This window comes from Pseudomonas sp. FFUP_PS_473, from assembly GCF_002858665.1.
Lineage (GTDB): Bacteria > Pseudomonadota > Gammaproteobacteria > Pseudomonadales > Pseudomonadaceae > Aquipseudomonas > Aquipseudomonas defluvii.
Map to the genome: position 1 here is coordinate 1 of NZ_PJQQ01000058.1, position 17,373 is coordinate 17,373.

11 protein-coding genes and 4 pseudogenes are annotated in these 17,373 nt (G+C 50.0%); 7 read left to right on the top strand and 8 right to left on the bottom strand.

The window, feature by feature from the left end:
• Nucleotides 1–320: 320 nt before the first annotated feature.
• The 3 genes and pseudogenes from CYD26_RS23890 to CYD26_RS23900 form a co-directional block, all read left to right on the top strand.
• A complete protein-coding gene (locus tag CYD26_RS23890) occupies nt 321–1,010 on the top strand; it encodes a hypothetical protein (RefSeq protein WP_102053828.1) in 690 nt (229 codons plus the stop codon).
• A gap of 33 nt (nt 1,011–1,043) precedes the next feature.
• Nucleotides 1,044–1,442 carry a hypothetical protein gene (locus CYD26_RS23895; RefSeq protein WP_102053829.1) on the top strand — a complete coding sequence of 133 codons (399 nt, stop codon included), beginning with the start codon at nt 1,044–1,046 and terminating at the stop codon, nt 1,440–1,442.
• Between the two features lie 97 nt (nt 1,443–1,539).
• A pseudogene (locus tag CYD26_RS23900) lies at nt 1,540–1,728 on the top strand (IS5/IS1182 family transposase); the annotation flags it as partial.
• A gap of 318 nt (nt 1,729–2,046) precedes the next feature.
• Here the strand turns inward: CYD26_RS23900 and CYD26_RS25060 are convergent.
• From CYD26_RS25060 to CYD26_RS23925, 6 genes are all read right to left on the bottom strand, one after another.
• A complete protein-coding gene (locus tag CYD26_RS25060; RefSeq protein WP_145991818.1) occupies nt 2,047–2,415 on the bottom strand; it encodes a hypothetical protein in 369 nt (122 codons plus the stop codon).
• Nucleotides 2,416–2,485: 70 nt separating this feature from the next.
• Complete coding sequence (locus CYD26_RS23905; RefSeq protein WP_158240142.1) at nt 2,486–4,240, bottom strand: bifunctional diguanylate cyclase/phosphodiesterase; 1,755 nt, start codon at nt 4,238–4,240, stop codon at nt 2,486–2,488.
• 10 nt (nt 4,241–4,250) lie between these two features.
• Nucleotides 4,251–5,816, bottom strand: coding sequence for a PAS domain-containing methyl-accepting chemotaxis protein (locus CYD26_RS23910; RefSeq protein WP_102053835.1), 1,566 nt, complete (start codon nt 5,814–5,816; stop codon nt 4,251–4,253).
• 41 nt (nt 5,817–5,857) lie between these two features.
• On the bottom strand, nt 5,858–6,739 hold the full coding sequence (locus tag CYD26_RS23915; protein ID WP_102053831.1) for a LysR family transcriptional regulator: 882 nt from the start codon (nt 6,737–6,739) through the stop codon (nt 5,858–5,860).
• A 1,364-nt stretch (nt 6,740–8,103) separates the two neighbouring features.
• Nucleotides 8,104–9,033, bottom strand: a complete 930-nt coding sequence (locus CYD26_RS23920; RefSeq protein ID WP_102053832.1) for a chemotaxis protein CheV — start codon at nt 9,031–9,033, stop codon at nt 8,104–8,106.
• Between the two features lie 207 nt (nt 9,034–9,240).
• Nucleotides 9,241–10,353: a methyl-accepting chemotaxis protein gene (locus CYD26_RS23925; protein WP_256588070.1), complete on the bottom strand. Its 1,113-nt coding sequence runs from the start codon at nt 10,351–10,353 to the stop codon at nt 9,241–9,243.
• A 350-nt stretch (nt 10,354–10,703) separates the two neighbouring features.
• On the opposite strand from CYD26_RS23925, the pseudogene CYD26_RS23930 reads away from it, so the two are divergent.
• The 4 genes and pseudogenes from CYD26_RS23930 to CYD26_RS23950 form a co-directional block, all read left to right on the top strand.
• A pseudogene (locus tag CYD26_RS23930) lies at nt 10,704–11,174 on the top strand (IS5-like element IS2000 family transposase); the annotation flags it as partial.
• A gap of 615 nt (nt 11,175–11,789) precedes the next feature.
• Nucleotides 11,790–13,337 (top strand): group II intron reverse transcriptase/maturase, encoded by a 1,548-nt coding sequence (ltrA, locus tag CYD26_RS23935; protein ID WP_256588071.1) that lies wholly within the window; start codon nt 11,790–11,792, stop codon nt 13,335–13,337.
• A 72-nt stretch (nt 13,338–13,409) separates the two neighbouring features.
• A pseudogene (locus CYD26_RS23940) lies at nt 13,410–13,868 on the top strand (IS5 family transposase); the annotation flags it as partial.
• Between the two features lie 876 nt (nt 13,869–14,744).
• The gene (locus CYD26_RS23950; protein WP_102053833.1) at nt 14,745–15,866 is read left to right on the top strand and encodes an HD-GYP domain-containing protein; all 1,122 of its coding nucleotides are present in this window, start codon (nt 14,745–14,747) and stop codon (nt 15,864–15,866) included.
• A gap of 111 nt (nt 15,867–15,977) precedes the next feature.
• Here CYD26_RS23950 and CYD26_RS23955 read toward each other — a convergent pair.
• Nucleotides 15,978–16,373 (bottom strand): annotated as a pseudogene (locus tag CYD26_RS23955) (DDE-type integrase/transposase/recombinase); the annotation flags it as partial.
• Nucleotides 16,374–16,743: 370 nt separating this feature from the next.
• On the bottom strand, nt 16,744–17,109 hold the full coding sequence (locus tag CYD26_RS23965) for a histone-like nucleoid-structuring protein, MvaT/MvaU family (RefSeq protein WP_102053834.1): 366 nt from the start codon (nt 17,107–17,109) through the stop codon (nt 16,744–16,746).
• Between the last annotated feature and the right edge of the window lie 264 nt (nt 17,110–17,373).

A 17,373-nucleotide genomic window follows, 5' to 3' on the forward strand; every position in this document is an offset into this window, starting at 1 on the left:
TGCAGTTATCGCCAGTAGAGTATGAGAAACGCTATTTCCTGAGCTTGGAGAGTGTCTAGGGAACCAGGGGCGATTCAGTGATTGCGAAAGTGATGGGGCACATGAACCAGCCATCTACGCTTCAGTACCTAAATGGTGTCGAGCTCGCTGGCGTGGAGACAACTAGCGCAGGGAAGAAGCCCACTCTTCACTAGCAAATCCACATCACTGCAGCCTAGCAACATCCACCATAGGCAGGCGAGAACCTCGGAGCGTGTGTTTCACCATCATGACATTTCACTGCAGACATGCCTTTCACAGCGACAAGATGGGACATCTCGATGAGCAACCACAACCACTATGTGAGTGACGCCATTTCTTTGCTAGGTGAACTGGGAGTTTACAGAACACCCATAGGGACTTGGGCATTCACCGATATGGAGACGGCAAGTTCATGCTACATCCACCACTCTAGCACCCCAGTAGCCCTGACTGCCTATGCAGCGGTTGACCCCATCTTTGCAGCAGGTCGTATCCCTAACTACACACTTGTTGACTTGGTCGAAAAAGCTCCTTGCATGGATGGTGTTGAATCCACAGCCCTGGCCATGATCTGTGGTGCTGAGCCTCCTGTTTATCCATCGCCAGCGCTGCGAGGCGAAGTTTTTGGGAACACCGCGTGGAAGATCGTCGATGACTATCAGTTGGGGAGTTGCTTCATCCAAGTCAAGCCCTATGGCTCTCAAGGTCGTCACTTCACAATGCGACCACAGGGCTACGACTATCAGCAATCTAAGCCTATCCCAGCCCTGTTGAAGGCCATGCGCAAGTACTACAGATCCATGGAACCCGTACAACAGATTATGGTTCTGACCCTAATGCACCTTTATCATTCGGGGCCGGACAAGTGTTTCCTGACTGGCGGGTGCCCGACCAAAATCCCTGCAGCGAAGGCGCTTCAAATCCTTCGCAGAGACGGTCAGGCGTTGACGACCTGGGCACATCTCTTAAGCCATTACGCGGGCTGGTGATCACTCCGCACCCAGCCCACGATCTGGAGGGCGATGCATGGTGCAGCATTGAATGGTGATGTCCCGATCAAGGATAGAAGCTTCCTGTTCAGCCAAGTCAGCCCATTCCGACCGGCCACAATGAACACCATATTCCGAGGAGGCGATTGCTGCCGCTTCTTGGGCAAGGGACAAGGTGTCTCAGATAGCGCAAATGAGGGCTACATCGATATTGTCGGCATCAGCTGTGTGGACGATAGAGGCATGTCATTCGAGATGTTCGCGAAGAACGGAAGACGCCTTGGCTTTGTCACCAATGTTGGCGACTTGGCTAGTACAGGAAAGAAACCTTCTAGCGAAGACGGTTTACGCGTACTGCGCCAGTACGACAACGTCGCCATCCGCTTCGAGGAGCCCATCATGACACTCGCCGAACAGGGCGCAGTTTGCTAGCTCCCCTACCTAACAAAAAACGGCCCGCCGGGCCGTTTTTTAGGATTAAGCAATACTCAGGACACCCAGGATTCCACTTCGCCTGCCCCGTACTGGGCAACCAGTCATCCCTAAGCCCAAGCCTGGCTTACCGCGGCTGTTTGGTCGGCCCAAGTATCGACAGCGCAACATCATCGAGCGCATGTGTGGCTGGTTGAAAGAAAACCGCCGGATCGTGACCCGCTTCGACAAGCTCGCGAAAAGTTATGACGCCCTGGTCTCACTGGCTTGTTCCAACAGAGCCTAATGTCAGTCGCTTGATTCCCTCCTAGCATCAGCAATGGCCTGAACTACTGATGTTGCTTTGTATCTACGCGGCGTCGCCGCGCTGACCGAACTCAAGGAAAACTCCGGATGAGTCGGGTAATAGCCATAATCTATAGACGTAACGAATCAGTACGTCCTGATTTTCAGGCACTTATTACATAGTAAACCATGGCTGGGTCACTCAGCGAGAAAGAGTTTTGCAGCAGGAGCAGTTGAAAACCTGTCTCAGCTTTCAGTTGGCACTGATAGCTGTTACGGGGCTAAGTATAGACCAATAAAAATAGTTGCACCCACAGAATCAGATTGACTTATCACTATGCATCGAGCTAAAAGTGTACAGTGTTCGCTCAAGATTCTCTAAAACACCAGACAAAGAATCAGCTTCGCTTTTTTCTTCCCCTACTGTAATTTGTAACCTTCGCGTTTCACCAGCTGCCAACCAAGTACCAATCACACCCCAAATCTTAGGCGTCACCGCCTGAGAGAACGGCATAAAAAATTGATTACAGCGAGTGGCTCCGAATGCTACAAACCCATTGTCCCCAGGAGAATGAAACCAAAAGTCATTTGCACTAAAGCACTCTGCAATATTAACCACACTTGTCGCATCCATTACTTCGCCTGCCGGGTCAATAAAAGAAATACACACACCCTTTAATGACTGCATAAAATCACCCACAAACGCCTTTAAATAAATTAAAAACCAAAGACAAGTGCAATGCTACGAGCCCTTAAATCTAAATAGCAAGCGAGGTTCCAATGTCGAGTGCTTTTTCTTTTTCCCTCAACAAAGCCTTCAATTTAGCCAGCGGCAGAGGTTTTGCATACCAGTAGCCTTGACCATAACTACATCCGTTTTTTTGCAAAAATTTTAGCTGATCCGTATTTTCAATTCCTTCGGCGACAACTTGCATGCCAGCACTCTTGGCGACAATAAGTATTGCTTGGACAATGGCTCGGTCAAAATCATTGTGCGGTAGCTCACTAACGAATGAGCGATCAATTTTCAAGCGATCTACGGGCAGACTTTTTAAAGTACCAGGTGAAGAGTAACCAGTACCAAAGTCATCCATGGCCACTTCCACGCCGATATCGTGCAGGGAAAGTATTGTTTGAGTAGCGAGAGTAATATCGTGTATCGCAACGCTTTCGGTGATCTCGATTTCCAAACGGCTGGCCGGCAGTCCTGATTTCGCAAGAGCTGAGCTTACCTGACCGATGAAGTCACTCTGAAGGAATGAACGACTACAGATATTAACTGCCATCGGCACATCGAGCAATCCCTCTGAAATCAATGCTTTATTATCGTTACAGGCACGTTCGAGCACTAGGCGACTGATAGCGGGCATTAGACCATATTCTTCAGCCAATGGAATAAAATGGGTCGGTGGTATTAAACCGTTACTACCGTCATGCCACCTAAGCAGAGCTTCGAGACCGGAGGGACGATAGGGCGGAGTCAGTTCGAACTGTAGTTGATAGTGCAGCTCAAACTGGTTTAACTCTATTGCTTTTCGGAGCCGACTGACAGTGCGGAAGATTGCTTCCATCTTATCGCGTAGGGCCAGACGAAAGAAGCGTATACAATTGCCTCCCTCAGCTTTTGCTTGGTACATGGCGATATCCGCATCATTGACCAACTGATCGCTATTTTGGCCGTGCCCGGGATGTAGACTGATACCAATGCTTGCGCGCACTCGAAGTTCGATACCGTTGATTTCAAAAGGCGTTGCTAGACAGTCTAGCAGACGCTGGGCTAGTCTGCGGGGTGCATTGCGTTCACGTGGCTGTTTTGAAGCTATGAGAAACTCATCACCTCCCATACGCGCCAGTAGGTCGTTCTTACCTACGCTCCCCTGAAGCCGCTCTGCCAAGCCGCTCAGTAGGCGGTCACCTACATCATGATCATAATGATCATTGATTTGCTTAAAACCATCGAGGTCTATAAAAAGTACTACTAGCTGCCAGTTACTATGCTCACACTCAAGCATCAGCCTTTGTAAATTATCATGAAGGTGATTACGATTCACGCAACCGGTCAGACTATCATGAGTTGCCATGTATGTGATCTGCTCAAGCATTTGTCTACGAATGCTTATGTCGTGACAGATTCCGACATATAACCGTTGCTCGCCAATATTTAGCTCACCAATACTCAAGTGCATTGGAAATAAGCTACCATCCTTTCGCTTGCCAACTACCTCACGCCCTTTACCAATAATTTTCCGCTCGCCCGTTTTGGTGTGGGCAAGCAAATAGTCGTCATGCTTACTAGCATCTGGCTCCGGCATAAGTGCAGAGACATTACATCCGATTAACTCAGAACGACTGAAGCCGAAAGTACTTTCAGCTGCAGGATTTAAAGCATTAATTATACCGAATTGATCTATGACGATCATCGCGTCTACGGCGGCTTCAAATATGGCTGAAGACAACTCTCCCAGGGCGAGCGCTTGTCCAGAGAGGCTGGGGGGCGTCGTGGTAACTTTCATCAATTTTACTCTATCCGTTGAATCGTTCAACCAAGGCATGAAGGGCGTGCGCTGTATTTTCTAACTCTTGGCCGGTACTTGAGGATTGTTTGGCAATGTCGGCATTTCTGTCAGAAACTTGTGCGATTGATGTAATCTGGCGAGAGATGTCCTCAGCAACATGAGCCTGCTCCTCAGAGGCTGATGCCATCTGCTCACTCATTTGATGGATGCTATCTACAGCTATGCTTATCCCGTGTAATGCATGCTGCGTATTGATGACCTGCTCGACACCTGCCAGTGCCTCCTGACTGCCCTGATGAGCAATATTTACTGCTTGGCTAGCGACCTGCTGAAGTGAGCCAATTATCTGTTGGATTGTCTGTGTAGATTCTTGAGTTTTCGACGCCAGAGCTCTAACCTCATCGGCCACCACAGCAAAGCCTCTACCTTGCTCACCGGCTCTTGCGGCCTCAATAGCGGCATTAAGTGCCAGCAGGTTGGTCTGCTCAGCAATCGCACGGATCATATCGGCAGCCTGTTGGATTGATTTGGTTTCTGACGCTAAGCTCTCTACCGACAGGCTAATCGCTTGTACTGTAGTCGCAAGTTTCTCAATCACCTCTCTGGTCTTCTGAGCTTGTTCAGAACCAGTCTGACTCAGGATATTGACTTGGTTGGCCTCGCGTGCGGTGTTATGAATGTGTATTGAGACTTCTCCAATTGAAGCAGCCATCTCATTCATCGCAGTAGCAGCCATGTCAGCCTCATCACGTTGGTGCTGCAAAGCTGTGTCCGACTGCTGGGCTAGATTGCCGCTTTTGGACGCGAGTGTGGCGGTCTGATGGGCATAATCGCTGAGCCGGTTAAGAGCTGTGCGGAGCTTCGCCCCCTCGCTAATTAAAATCATGTGCAGTTGAGCGATAGTTCCATGCTCGTCGGTATAGGTGCGAGCAATCAGTTCGCTGTCGAAACTTCCACCCGCGATGCTGCGCAAACTATCCAGTGTTTTCCGCTCATGGCGACTCGCTAGAGCCTGCAAAGCAAACAGAAGTAAAGTAACACCGCCTAAACTTGTCCAGTAAGTACCGCTGTACAAAACAATAGCCGTTAGCCCCGTAGCCAGTAACGGCATGCCGAAAAAACCGCTTATTGTGCGAAGGCGTTCGGTTAAGCGAACACTCTGCTGACCGGCTTGAAGGCGCTGATAAAGCTGTATTGCACGTTCAATCTGCGCACTGTCCGGCTTTACCCGCACTGATTCATGCCCAGTTATTTTCCCATTTTCCAAAATCGGAGTGACATAGGCATTTACCCAATAAAAGTCACCGTTCTTGCAGCGATTTTTAACGATACCCATCCAGCTCTTACCCGATTTCAGGTACGACCACATGTGGGCGAACACAGCTTCAGGCATATCAGGATGACGAACAACATTATGCGAACTGCCTATTAACTCTTCCCGACTGAAACCGCTAACCGCAATAAATTCATCATTGCAATAGGTTAAGTTCCCGTGTATGTCTGTCGCAGAAATAAGGCGTTGATCAGCCGGATACACTAGCTCTCGGTTTGTAATTGGTAAGTTTTTCTTCACGAGCACGACCTAGTAAATTTAAATTTAATCTTGACTAAAAATCAATAATCATAGAACGCTTCAACCCTAGCAACCGCATAATCCATCACAACTCTCGCGCAGTTTGATAATGCATGGCGATTCGAGTAGGCTGCAAACAGTGACTCCCCTTCCGATACATAATCTGGCAATACTCTCACCAATGAATCACTTTTAGTAAGCGCGCAAATTGTGTTTATAAAAACAAGACCTAAGCCCTGCTCCGCGGCATTAACAAGAGCAGGAATTGATTTGCTTAGAAATCTCTTGCTCACAGCAACACTATGACGATCGCCGCCATCGCGCCGATTAATAACTACAAAGTCCTCAGATGTATAATGAATACAAGCATGAGCACTCAAATCATCAGGACATTCTGGAGTTCCATTACGATACAGATACTCTGCACTGGCATAGATTCCAAGTGTTGATTTACATAATGTTCTAGCGATATAACTACTCTTTTTTAGCTCCCCAAAATGCAAAAGCAAATCAATACCATCCTGGATGAGATCAGGTTCTTTGTCAGACACTAAAACTTCAATTTCAAGCCCAGGATGAAGAGCTAGTAGCGTGTAAAAAAAATTATTGATCGAGCAGTCAAAAAAAGCCGATGGCACTTGAACTTTAACTTTCCCAACAACACCAACAATAGCAGACTGAAGTGAACTAATTGTGGAATTCAAATTATCTATACAAGAGCTGCACTGCTCAAACAGACGTTCGCCGTCAGCGGTACAACGAAGCGCTTGGGTTGAGCGAAGTATGAGTGAAGTACCAAGCTGCTTCTCAAGATTTATCAACCTCCGACTTAAAGTGTTTGCTGGAACGGATAGCTCTTTACTTGCTTTAGACAGACTTCCGGAGCGAACAATCTGAACGAACAGTGATATATCATTAAGCATCAAAACTTACTCTCCAGACAGCTATCCTCATATAAAAAATCATGCAAAAAAGCATTCCTTGACTCCATTAAAATTATTTTCAAAAAGGGAATCAAACATAATAACTATATGATAGCCTGCTATGAATGTGGGCGGAACCCGCATACATGGATTGAGCCCATCCATTTATGGACGGAGCATCGTAACTATAGAAGTGACCAGCAGCCTTTACTCAATTTTTCTTCTTGAGCACTACTTAGAATTAGAAATTTCGAATCAATGATTCCAAATCAAGTCTAGAGACAATAACTTCACGCCACATATCGCAGCGACAAAAAGACACAGCATCTCCACAGATTAATACCAGAAGTACTTGGTGCAGAAAAATCTACGCCAGACTGTAAAAATCTGCACAAACCTACTCAGACTTGCCATAATGCATCTCAACACTTTTATTCTGCTACATTGACAACACGTCGCCGACCCGATTTATCTCCTTCACATCATAAGTCTTGAGCTAATAATTGATACAGGTATACCGCCCCAAGGAGAGAGTAGCTTTTGCTAGCAAATATTGGCACCGCTTAAACCTAAAGAATAAGAATCAAACGCAAGCAGGCCATAGCGTTATGCAGAAAGGCCGTGGAACGATACTACTTATCTAACTAAATCTCCGCTACGGAACCAGGGGAACTGGCCATTAAATACAGCAAGATTAAAAGTCTGACGTTGACGACCAAACCTATACAGGCCATATACAGGTGCGGAAAATTGTACAAGATCTTGCAATGATGGCAAACTGCCACTCATCGGTTTTTACATAGAACAGATCTATCTGCCATGCTGAGCGAGTAAGATTTTGACATTTTTAATTACATCTTCTACATCTCACTTTATAAACAACACCGATAAGCGCTCGGTGGGCGGCAAAAATTGCTGCCCACTGCTATTCATGGTTAGCGAACGTGATAATAAAATACAATCGCAGGCCAGATCGCATGCAAACGACTGGTAACAATGAGTAAAATTTCGGAGAGGCATAGACTGACTCAGATCCCGCTGGAGTTACTACTCTGCTGTGCGCAACTGCGCGTCCGCGAAAGAGCTGGCCAATGCCACACTGATAGCTGGTACATCAGCTCCGAAATCTTAACTGTTGCCGACTTCAATCCAGACTTCGAATATTGCTGAGTCCAGCATTAAATTTATATACAGCTTGCATTACTCCGCAAGAAAACGCTTTCAACCAAAATATATAAACCTTCCAGGCACCGCGCACTACTGCGATATAGGCACCTAAGAATAATTGTTATGATAATTATGCGCTTTAACTTCAAGCTATACTCTTAGTTTCTGCATTACGGTTCGAGCTACCAAAAGCGCAGTCAAGTCCCTAACTGTTGCATTCGTTCAATTACTAGGCTTGCTAGATCATCCGGACGAAACTTTGCTAAAAAGTCGTCAGCACCAACTTTTTTCACCATTGCCTGATTGAAAGCACCAGATAAGGAGGTATGCAACACAATGTGCAGGTCGTGCATCCGCGGGTCATTGCGGACTTCCGCAGTTAGGGTATAGCCATCCATCTCAGGCATTTCGATGTCAGAAATCATCATGAGCAATTCTTGCTCTGGTTTTCTCCCTTCATCGAGCATACGGTGCAAATAATCTAAGGCCTGACGCCCATCGGTGAGTGCGATTACTTCTACGCCCACAGCCTCCAAGCATCGAGAGACTTGTTTACGTGCCACAGAAGAGTCGTCAACAGTAAGCACGCATAACTTCGCAGCTGTCGCATGGATAGAGGCTGGAATGACTCCTTCGGAAATCTGTTCGGATACCGGGGAAACTTCAGCCAGAACCTTCTCCACATCGATGATCTCAACCAACTCGTCGTTAACCTGTGTTATAGCGGTAAGATAGTTATTAATCCCACTACCCTTGGGTGGAGGATGAATCCCTTCCCAATTGAGGTTGACTATATGCTCCACCGCGCTGACCAAGAATCCTTGGGTCTTGGTGTTGTATTCAGTAATTATGACGAAGGCAGTACTGTGGTCTTTGACACCCGGCAGTCCAGTGGCTAACGCCAAGTCTAGTATCGGGATTGATACACCACGTACATTCGCCACACCGCAGACCACGCGATGCGACATTGGCAATGCCGACAGTCGAGGACATTTGAGTACCTCACGCACCTTGAATACGTTGATGCCATACAGTTGATGTTCATTAAAGCGAAAAAGCAACAGTTCAAGACGGTTTTGCCCAGCCAGCTGAGTGCGGCTATTCACCGTTTCCATAAGACTTACCATCTGACGACCTCAAGAAGACGCGTTATGATCTGGGCAGCGTGGTGGCTAGCTGTTGAAACGCGCAACCAACGTATTGAATTGTTGCACAGTGTGTTTTAGGTCATTTCCAACGGTGGAAGAGCTATCCGCAATGTCGGCATTCTTATCAGAGACGCTGACAATATTTTCCTCAACCACATGGGCTTGCTGCTCAGAGGCTGCAGCCATTTATTGGTTAACTTGATAGATGCGCTCAACCGCACCGTTGATGCCGTTAAGCGCCCCTTGAGTGCTAATAATGACTTGTTCAATCCCTGAACGCGCGTCAATGCTACCTAGACGAGTCACTTCAACAGCTCGATCGACAATACCCTTCAAGGGAAGGATCATGCACTGGATGCTCTCGGTAGGCTCCTGAGTCTTGGGGGGTAGCGCCCCGGATTCATCTCCCACCACAGCAAAACCGCGGTCTTGCTCTCCCGCACGTGCTGCCTCTATCGCAATAGCTGCAATGTCGGCTTCATCCCGTTGCTTGCCCAGTACCGATTCCGATCGTTTCGTCAACGACCGGCTATTTATGGCCAGTGTTACAGTCTGGTTGGCAAAGTCACCAATTCGACCCAGCAAGGTTCTGGCTTCGGCGCCTTCACTGATTAGCAGCATCCGCAACCAGGCCACCGGGCTTTGCTCAACTGAGAAAGGACAAGCAATTTGTTCGCTATCAAAACAGCCGGCGGGAATTGAACCTATAGGCTTGAGGGTTCGATGCCACGGGTGAGCTCTCAACGCCAGTATCGCCAAAAAAGATAGGACGGCGATGGCAACACCTATAGTTTTTCCACCGAAAAGCAACGCTGTAGCAGTGACTGCCAGAGCGCCGAAGGTAAGGATGGCCCCTATTAGATACAGTATTTGCAAGCTGCCGTCGTGATTTTTCAGGCGTGCATCAAGGCCAGAGGCGCCGCTAACCTGGTTGTGTTCTGGTTTGACACGAACGAACTTATAGCCGGTGAAATTGCGCTGCTTGAAGATATATGTGACATAAGCACTGACCCAATAGTGATCGCCGATGCTGCAGCATTTTTTGACGATCTCCATCCAGCTTTCGACATCTTTTAGGTACGAGCACATGCGTGCTAAGACTACTTCGAGCATGTCTGGATGACGTAAAATGTTGTGTGGACTATCAATCAGCTGCTCGCAACTGAACCCTCTGACGGTGACAAACTCACCATTGCAATATGTCAGGTTGATCTGCTCGTCGGTTATTGAGAACCATCGCTGCTCGGATAGCAAGCTGAGTTCGTACTGTGTTGCGGAAAGGTTTATTCGCAAGATCATCACCCCCTCGAAACGAGATTAATTCTTGGTTATGAATACACTCCAAGAATGCTCTAAAAATCGTTCCATGATCTAAGCACTGGCAAGAACTACCCTCAGTATCTCTATAGTTGCTTCACCAGTTAGATAAATTCTATTTCGATAAGAGCGGCTTTTCAATGGCAATGTGCCACTATTTTAAGTGGCGTCATTTTTTTGACCTAGATCAATAGAATAAGTTAAAGAACTTGATTTTATGATTAGCCGGTGCCGTAGCATTCCCTCCTAAGGATTCTCCGATCAAGTCAGCACGGGTCAGCCGACCTGTGCTGAAATAGCCGTCCGCTCAGCCACCCCAATAAGCCTTTCCCATGAGTCAAATGAGCTTCTCCGATTTCGAGTACGCCGGTAAGCGCAAGCAGACCCGCCGTGAGCGGTTCCTGGCAGAGATGGAGCAGGTCGTGCCGTGGAGCGGATTGGTCGCGTTGATCGAACCGCACTATCCAAAGGCCGGTGGAGGTCGTAAGCCGTATCCCTTGGAAACGATGCTGCGCATTCACTTGCTACAGAACTGGTTTTCGCTGAGCGATCCGGCGATGGAAGAAGCATTGTACGAGATTACCTCGATGCGCCAGTTTGCTCGGCTGACGCTCAGCGCCCCGATCCCCGAAGACACGACGATCATGAATTTCCGGCACTTGCTGGAGAAGCACCAATTGGCTGCAGGCATCCTGGAAACCATCAATGCCTACCTGCAAGACAAGGGGCTGTCGCTGCGCCAGGGCACGATTGTCGATGCCACGATTATCCATGCGCCCAGTTCGACCAAGAACAAGGAAGGCTAGCGCGATCCAGAGATGCATCAAACGAAGAAAGGCAACCAGTACTTCTTCGGCAGTGCGACCTGAAAGTCGCATGGGTTTCTGTTCCGCAGGTTAACGCCCGACGGAACCGATTGTTCCACCACTCGTTCCCTACCCAGACAGGCGCGGCCGGTAACAGCTGGGTCTGAAGCCCTGGGGACAATGTAACCGCCGATTTTCGGTAGGTCGAACCGTGAGGCCAGACTGAATCTGCCAGCATCAAGGCGGAGAGGTGCTAGGGATGAACGGGTACGGCTAACACACGTGAACCTCATATAAACGTCGTCAAAATAGCCAAGCCAAAGATGCTGACAGGCTTGAACCAAAAGGTAAGCGGACAGGCAGGGGGTCTTACCGATACCCCCTCGTGGATGTGGTGCCGCCGGCGAAATCGAGGAGCCCGACCCGTTCGGAAATCCATGTGGAACAGGGTAAGCCCGTAGCGCTGCCGGTTTCGGCAGGTGAGCTGTAAAGCAAGCTGTTGGTGCTGCGGGTAAAGGAATGTGGAAAAAGCGAAGGTCGCCCTGTAATGGGGCGAATACAGGTTGAAAGATCATCTGGCGCGAAAGCGAGCAGACTTCCACAAGGTCTTCCATGGCGAAACAACCTGATCAATCGTTGTACGGAGGAAAGCAGATGGTAGTGCTCACATCCCATGCACAAGCACCGGCGGGCACTGGTGCATCTTCGAACTTCGAGTCGGTCTGGCCCCTATCCTGGTGCCAAATCGAATCGCAAGTGAAACGACTCCAGGTACGTATCGCCAAGGCAACACGAGAAGGCAGATGGGGCAAGGTGCAAGCCTTGCAGCGGCTGCTGACTCGCTCGTACCGCGGCAAGATGTTGGCCGTTAAGCGAGTGACGGAGAATAGAGGCAAGAGAACACCGGGAGTTGATGGCAAGATCTGGTCAACCCCTGTGGCCAAATCGAAGGGAGTGAAAGCGTTACAGCATCGGGGCTATTGCCCTCAACCGCTGAGACGTATCTACATACCCAAAAGCAATGGCAAGAAGCGCCCGCTGGGAATTCCAACGATGCGGGATCGCGCAATGCAGGCACTGTGGAAACTGGCACTTGAGCCGGTTGCAGAAACGCGTGCGGATCCAAATTCGTATGGATTTCGGCCGCAGCGATCCACGGCCGATGCAATCGCACATTGCTTCAATGCACTGGCGAAACGCAGTTCGGCGCAATGGGTACTTGAGGGCGACATTCGAGGCTGTTTTGACAATATCAGCCACGATTGGCTGCTCGCCAACGTACCCATGGATAAAGCGGTTCTGCGTAAGTGGCTTCGAGCCGGGTATGTCGATCAGGGAGCCTTGTTCGCAACGGAGGCAGGAACCCCGCAAGGGGGAATCATCTCCCCGATACTTGCGAATTGGACGTTGGATGGGCTGGAACATGTTGTCCACACAAGCGTGGCTTCGACGAACCGAAAGCGACAGCCATTCAAGATACACGTCGTAAGATATGCCGATGACTTCATCATCACGGGAACTTCGAAGGCTATCCTGCAAAGTCAGGTTCGACCTGCAATTGAGGCATTCCTGAAAGAGCGAGGCTTGGAACTCTCTGATGAAAAGACTCACATCACGCATATCTCGCAAGGCTTCGATTTTCTGGGCCAGAACGTACGTAAGTACGCTGGCAAGCTACTCATCACTCCGGCTCGCAAGAGTGTGAAAGCGCTTCTGGATAAGGTCCGGGAAATCACAAACGGAAACAAGGCGGCGATGCAAGCAAACCTGATTCAGGTCCTGAACCCGGTAATCCGGGGGTGGGCCATGTATCATCGTCATGTTGTCGCTGCCAAGCGTTTCGCGTGGATCGACCATCAGATTTGGCGAGTGTTATGGCGCTGGGCTGTCCGCCGGCATGCCATGAAAAGTGCCCATTGGGTAAAACAACGATACTTTCGTGTAGTGGGTCAACGGCACTGGATTTTCGCCAGCAAGGAAAAAGTACGTGGCATGAGTCAACCCGCTTGGCTTTTTGCCGCAGCCAGTGTTTCGATTGTTCGGCATATCAAAATATGCAGTGCAGCGAACCCGTTCGATCCGGCATGGACGTCTTACCTTGAGCGCCGAAGAGCGCATTGTCAGGTAGCCCGGTCTCACTCAGGCTGCTGGAAGGCTTGAGCCGTATGAGGGGTGACTCTCAAGTACGGTTCTTAGGGGAGGCAGGAGTGGTAACACTCCTGCTTTACCCGACTGAAGGCCCATATCGGTGCTGATGCTGAGTCCGGGCTGGTGCATCACGTTCACGGCACTGCTGCGAACGTGGCCGACGTAACGGAGGTTGCACATCTGTTGCATGGCGTAGAGAACGTCGTCTGTGCCGATGCGGGCTATACCGGCGTTGAGAAAAGACCAGAGCATGAAGGGCGGCCAGTGATCTGGCAGATCGCAGCGCGACGCAGCACTTACAAGCACTTGGGCAAACGCAGTGCGCTCTACAAAGCCAAGCGCAAGATCGAGAAGGCCAAGGCGCAAGTACGTGCGAAAGTGGAGCACCCGTTCCGGGTGATCAAGCGCCAGTTCGGTTATGTGAAGACTCGCTTTCGTGGCTTGGCCAAGAACACAGCACAACTGACCACGTTGTTTGCGCTGTCGAACCTGTGGATGGTGCGCCGGCAGTTATTGAGCGCTGCGGGAGAGGTGCGCCTGTAGCGCCCAAGAACCAGGGTAAAGCCCTGGTTTTGAGCCGATTGGCGCCTGAAAAAGCTGCCTTGCCGCGTCGAGACGCTGCTCATGGTGCGCTTGGGACACTTGCTCGGAGTTTCCCTAATGGGCTAGAGCCCTACATGGCAAGGGTTTATGCCACCCCCCGGCTGCGCCATGGGACGTGATCAAAGATCTGGCTTCGGCGGAGCAATAGGTGAGCCGACGGTGCGGTGATGATCGGCTGGTGCTAAACGTTATCTTCTGAATTTTCTAGCCTGGAACCGCCTGGCGCGAATTCCTGGACAAGCCGGCGCAAGCGCTACTTCAGGAGGCCTGGCAGAATTTCCAAGCACTAGGTCTTGGCGCAAAGTCGATAATCGGTTCTGCGAGCAGTAGCCATCTGCTGACGTGGCGGGACGATTACACCAATGACGCTTTGGCTCTACTGCTGAATCATGTGGGTATCCAGTGTGACGACAGAGGGCTTTCACTGGAGATCGCGTTCAGTGGAGGAGACTCGCTTCCGGTTTAGCGCAGACGCCTTGGGGCTTTTTCAGGCTATCACTTTTCGCCGTTCTCCCCCCCACTGGTGATGTATCATACGCCTTGGCTGACCGCAAAATGTCGTGCATCGAGTTTTTTAAGCTTCATCCGCCCTGCTTTCCTATAAATGACAAATAGCATCACTCCGTACAAAACGCCTGTTCGATATCGTCCGCTCAAGTGTGCCCCTCAACGAACCAGTATTTTTTACGCGCACACGCAGCAATCTGCTGCCAAGCGTATTGACCTGCACAGTGAGGCTACCAAGGAGCCGTTCAGAGCAGGGAGCAAGTCGCGTCAAAACTTGACGAATATCATCTAAAGGTATTGGCCATCACCATGAAAAAAATTACACGAGCTCTCATCGAGAGTTCTAGGTCGCTGACAGATCGGCTGACGGCCCTGCATACGAAGTTGATGGAAACGGTTCCAGGTATTGACCGCATCGCCTGTGCGCTCTATGACCCACAGGAAGACACGCTGAAAACATTCATCAACAGCACACACAATGGAAATATCTTAGTAGGCTATGAGTACCCTTTGTCTGAGAGCTACTCACTCAAAGCGTTAGCCGACAGTGGCGAGTTTCGAGTCCTGGATGAAATCGCTTCAGCGGTTTTTTCTGACACTGCGCACTCCACTTGGCTCAAAGACCAAGGCTACCAGTCATCCTTTACGGTGCCGATCTATGACGAGGGCGGGCTACTAGGCTTCGTCTTTTTCGACTCGTGTCAACCTGGCACATTCAACGTGCAGGTGCAGAGAGACCTCGTCCTCTACACAAGCTTGATCCGCATGTCGATTACCAGCGAGATATCAGCAATCAGGATGGCAATCGAGACGACACGTGTAGTACGTCAGCTCACCAAGATGCGCGACTTCGAGACGGGTACGCACCTGGAACGCATGGGCCGCTACTCGCACATCATTGCGCGCGCAGTTGCCAAATCACGCGGGTTCAATGACGAGTTTGTTGAAAGCGTGTGCCTGTTTGCCCCCTTGCACGACGTTGGAAAAATAGCCGTACCGGATCGAATCCTGCTGAAGCCTGGCCGGTTGGATGCCGATGAACGCGCGATTATGGAAACCCATGTCGAGAAGGGCATGGAGATCATCGAACGGATGATGGGCAAAGGAGGCATCAACGCATTTCCAGAGTCCTCCATACTCAGGAATATCGTCTTGTGCCACCACGAGCTCCTGGATGGAACGGGTTATCCGCGAGGCCTTGTAGGTGATGAAGTGCCACTAGAAGCGCGCATTGTCAGCGTTGCGGATATCTTCGATGCGCTCACCTCTCAAAGGCCATACAAGAAACAATGGTCACTGGATGAGGCTTTTGCGGAACTCAGCCTTCTCGCAGATCAAGGGAAGCTGGATAAGGACTGTGTTATGGCATTGATAGAACAGGCTGAGACGGTACAGCACGTTATGACGAAATACATCGATAGCGATGTTTGATTAGCCTAATGGTCGTTTAAGGGGACGCGGTAGGGATAGCAGTTCACCTGCCCCCCCCCCGCGCGGATCCGTACATGCGGAACTACCGCTTACCGCTCCCGCATCAGGTACCTACCTTTCTAAGCTTGAGCTAGGCAAATCCAGCATCACCTTGGACTGTAGTGGGCAACTGATCCCGGACACTGCGTTAAGTTTTTCCTCAGCAACAGCGGGCGCCAGCCCGCTGTTGAAGTGATGCGGTCGCTGCCAGTTGTAGCGCTGCATCAAAAAACGACCGATATCCTGCTGTGCCAGCGATGTGCTCATGTAGCCCACGGTTGGTACCCATTCCGTTTTCAGGCTGCGAAACAACCGTTCCATTGGCGCAGTGCCGTGGCAGTTTCCGCGTCGGCTCCTGCTCTGCTTAAAACGATAGCGCCACAGTCGCTGGCGGAAACTTCGGCTGCCATATTGGCTTCCTTGGTCGCTATGAAACAGCACGTTCTGAGGCCGGCCACGCTGCTCATACGGCTCCTGCCTCAGGTACATGACGCGAAGCGTTCCTCTGGCTGCGAAGTCTCAGGGCTTGCCGCCATAAGCGATAAACCGCAATTCGAAAACTATCAAGACGTAACAGGTTTCCTGGCACGGCGTGATATTTGAAGTGTCCCGCAACAACACTGGCAAGCCATAGGCCTACGACTTGCACTGGCTCATGTCGGCGGCGATTCAGGTCGATGGTGTCCGCATTTTTTTGCGGATGCGATCGCCCTTATCGCCAGGATTTTCGGCCCACAACGTAGCCGATCTTCACCTTCATATCTGCCGGAGCAATGAAGCATTACTCGACAATAAAAAGGGCCCTGAGTAAAGCCCTTTATTTGTACTCAAACCAACATCACTTTGCCAGCCAGGATTCAACGGTGTCAGACCCGTATTGAGCCTTCCACTCCTTAAGCATTTTATGATTCCCGCCCTTGGTTTCGACGACCTCACCTGAATGAGGGTTTTTATAAACCTTAACTTGGCGAGGTTTACGAGTGCCTGCTTTGGATTCGGTAGCTGATGCATAACGTCCGGCTTGTGGATCAAGCAGATTGATCACGTTTTTCAAGCTGTAACCGTACTCGTCAAGCAACGCGCGCAGCTTGCTCTCAAATTCCATCTCCTTTTTCAGGCCGGAATCGCTTTTCATCGACTCAAGCTCTGCGAGTTGAGCAGCCAGTTGTTGCTCAAGCTTTCGGTATTCAGCCAGACGAGACATGTGAGCATCCTTAAAGTTAGATCTGCGCGATATGCGCATACCTAATAGTAAGTAATGATTCAATTTTAGTCACCCTCGCCCTATCGAGCAGGAGTACTCTGCAGCACATCCTATACGTGCGAGTTCGTGCCCGATGCAATCGTCGTAGTAAGCGCTGAAGTCGAAACGTGCCGAGTCACGATGCATGGTAAGCGTACGCCGAACTCACCTTGCGCGACTCAGGCAGGCGCCCACTGATGCGGCAGCAGTTGGCCGACCTCACTC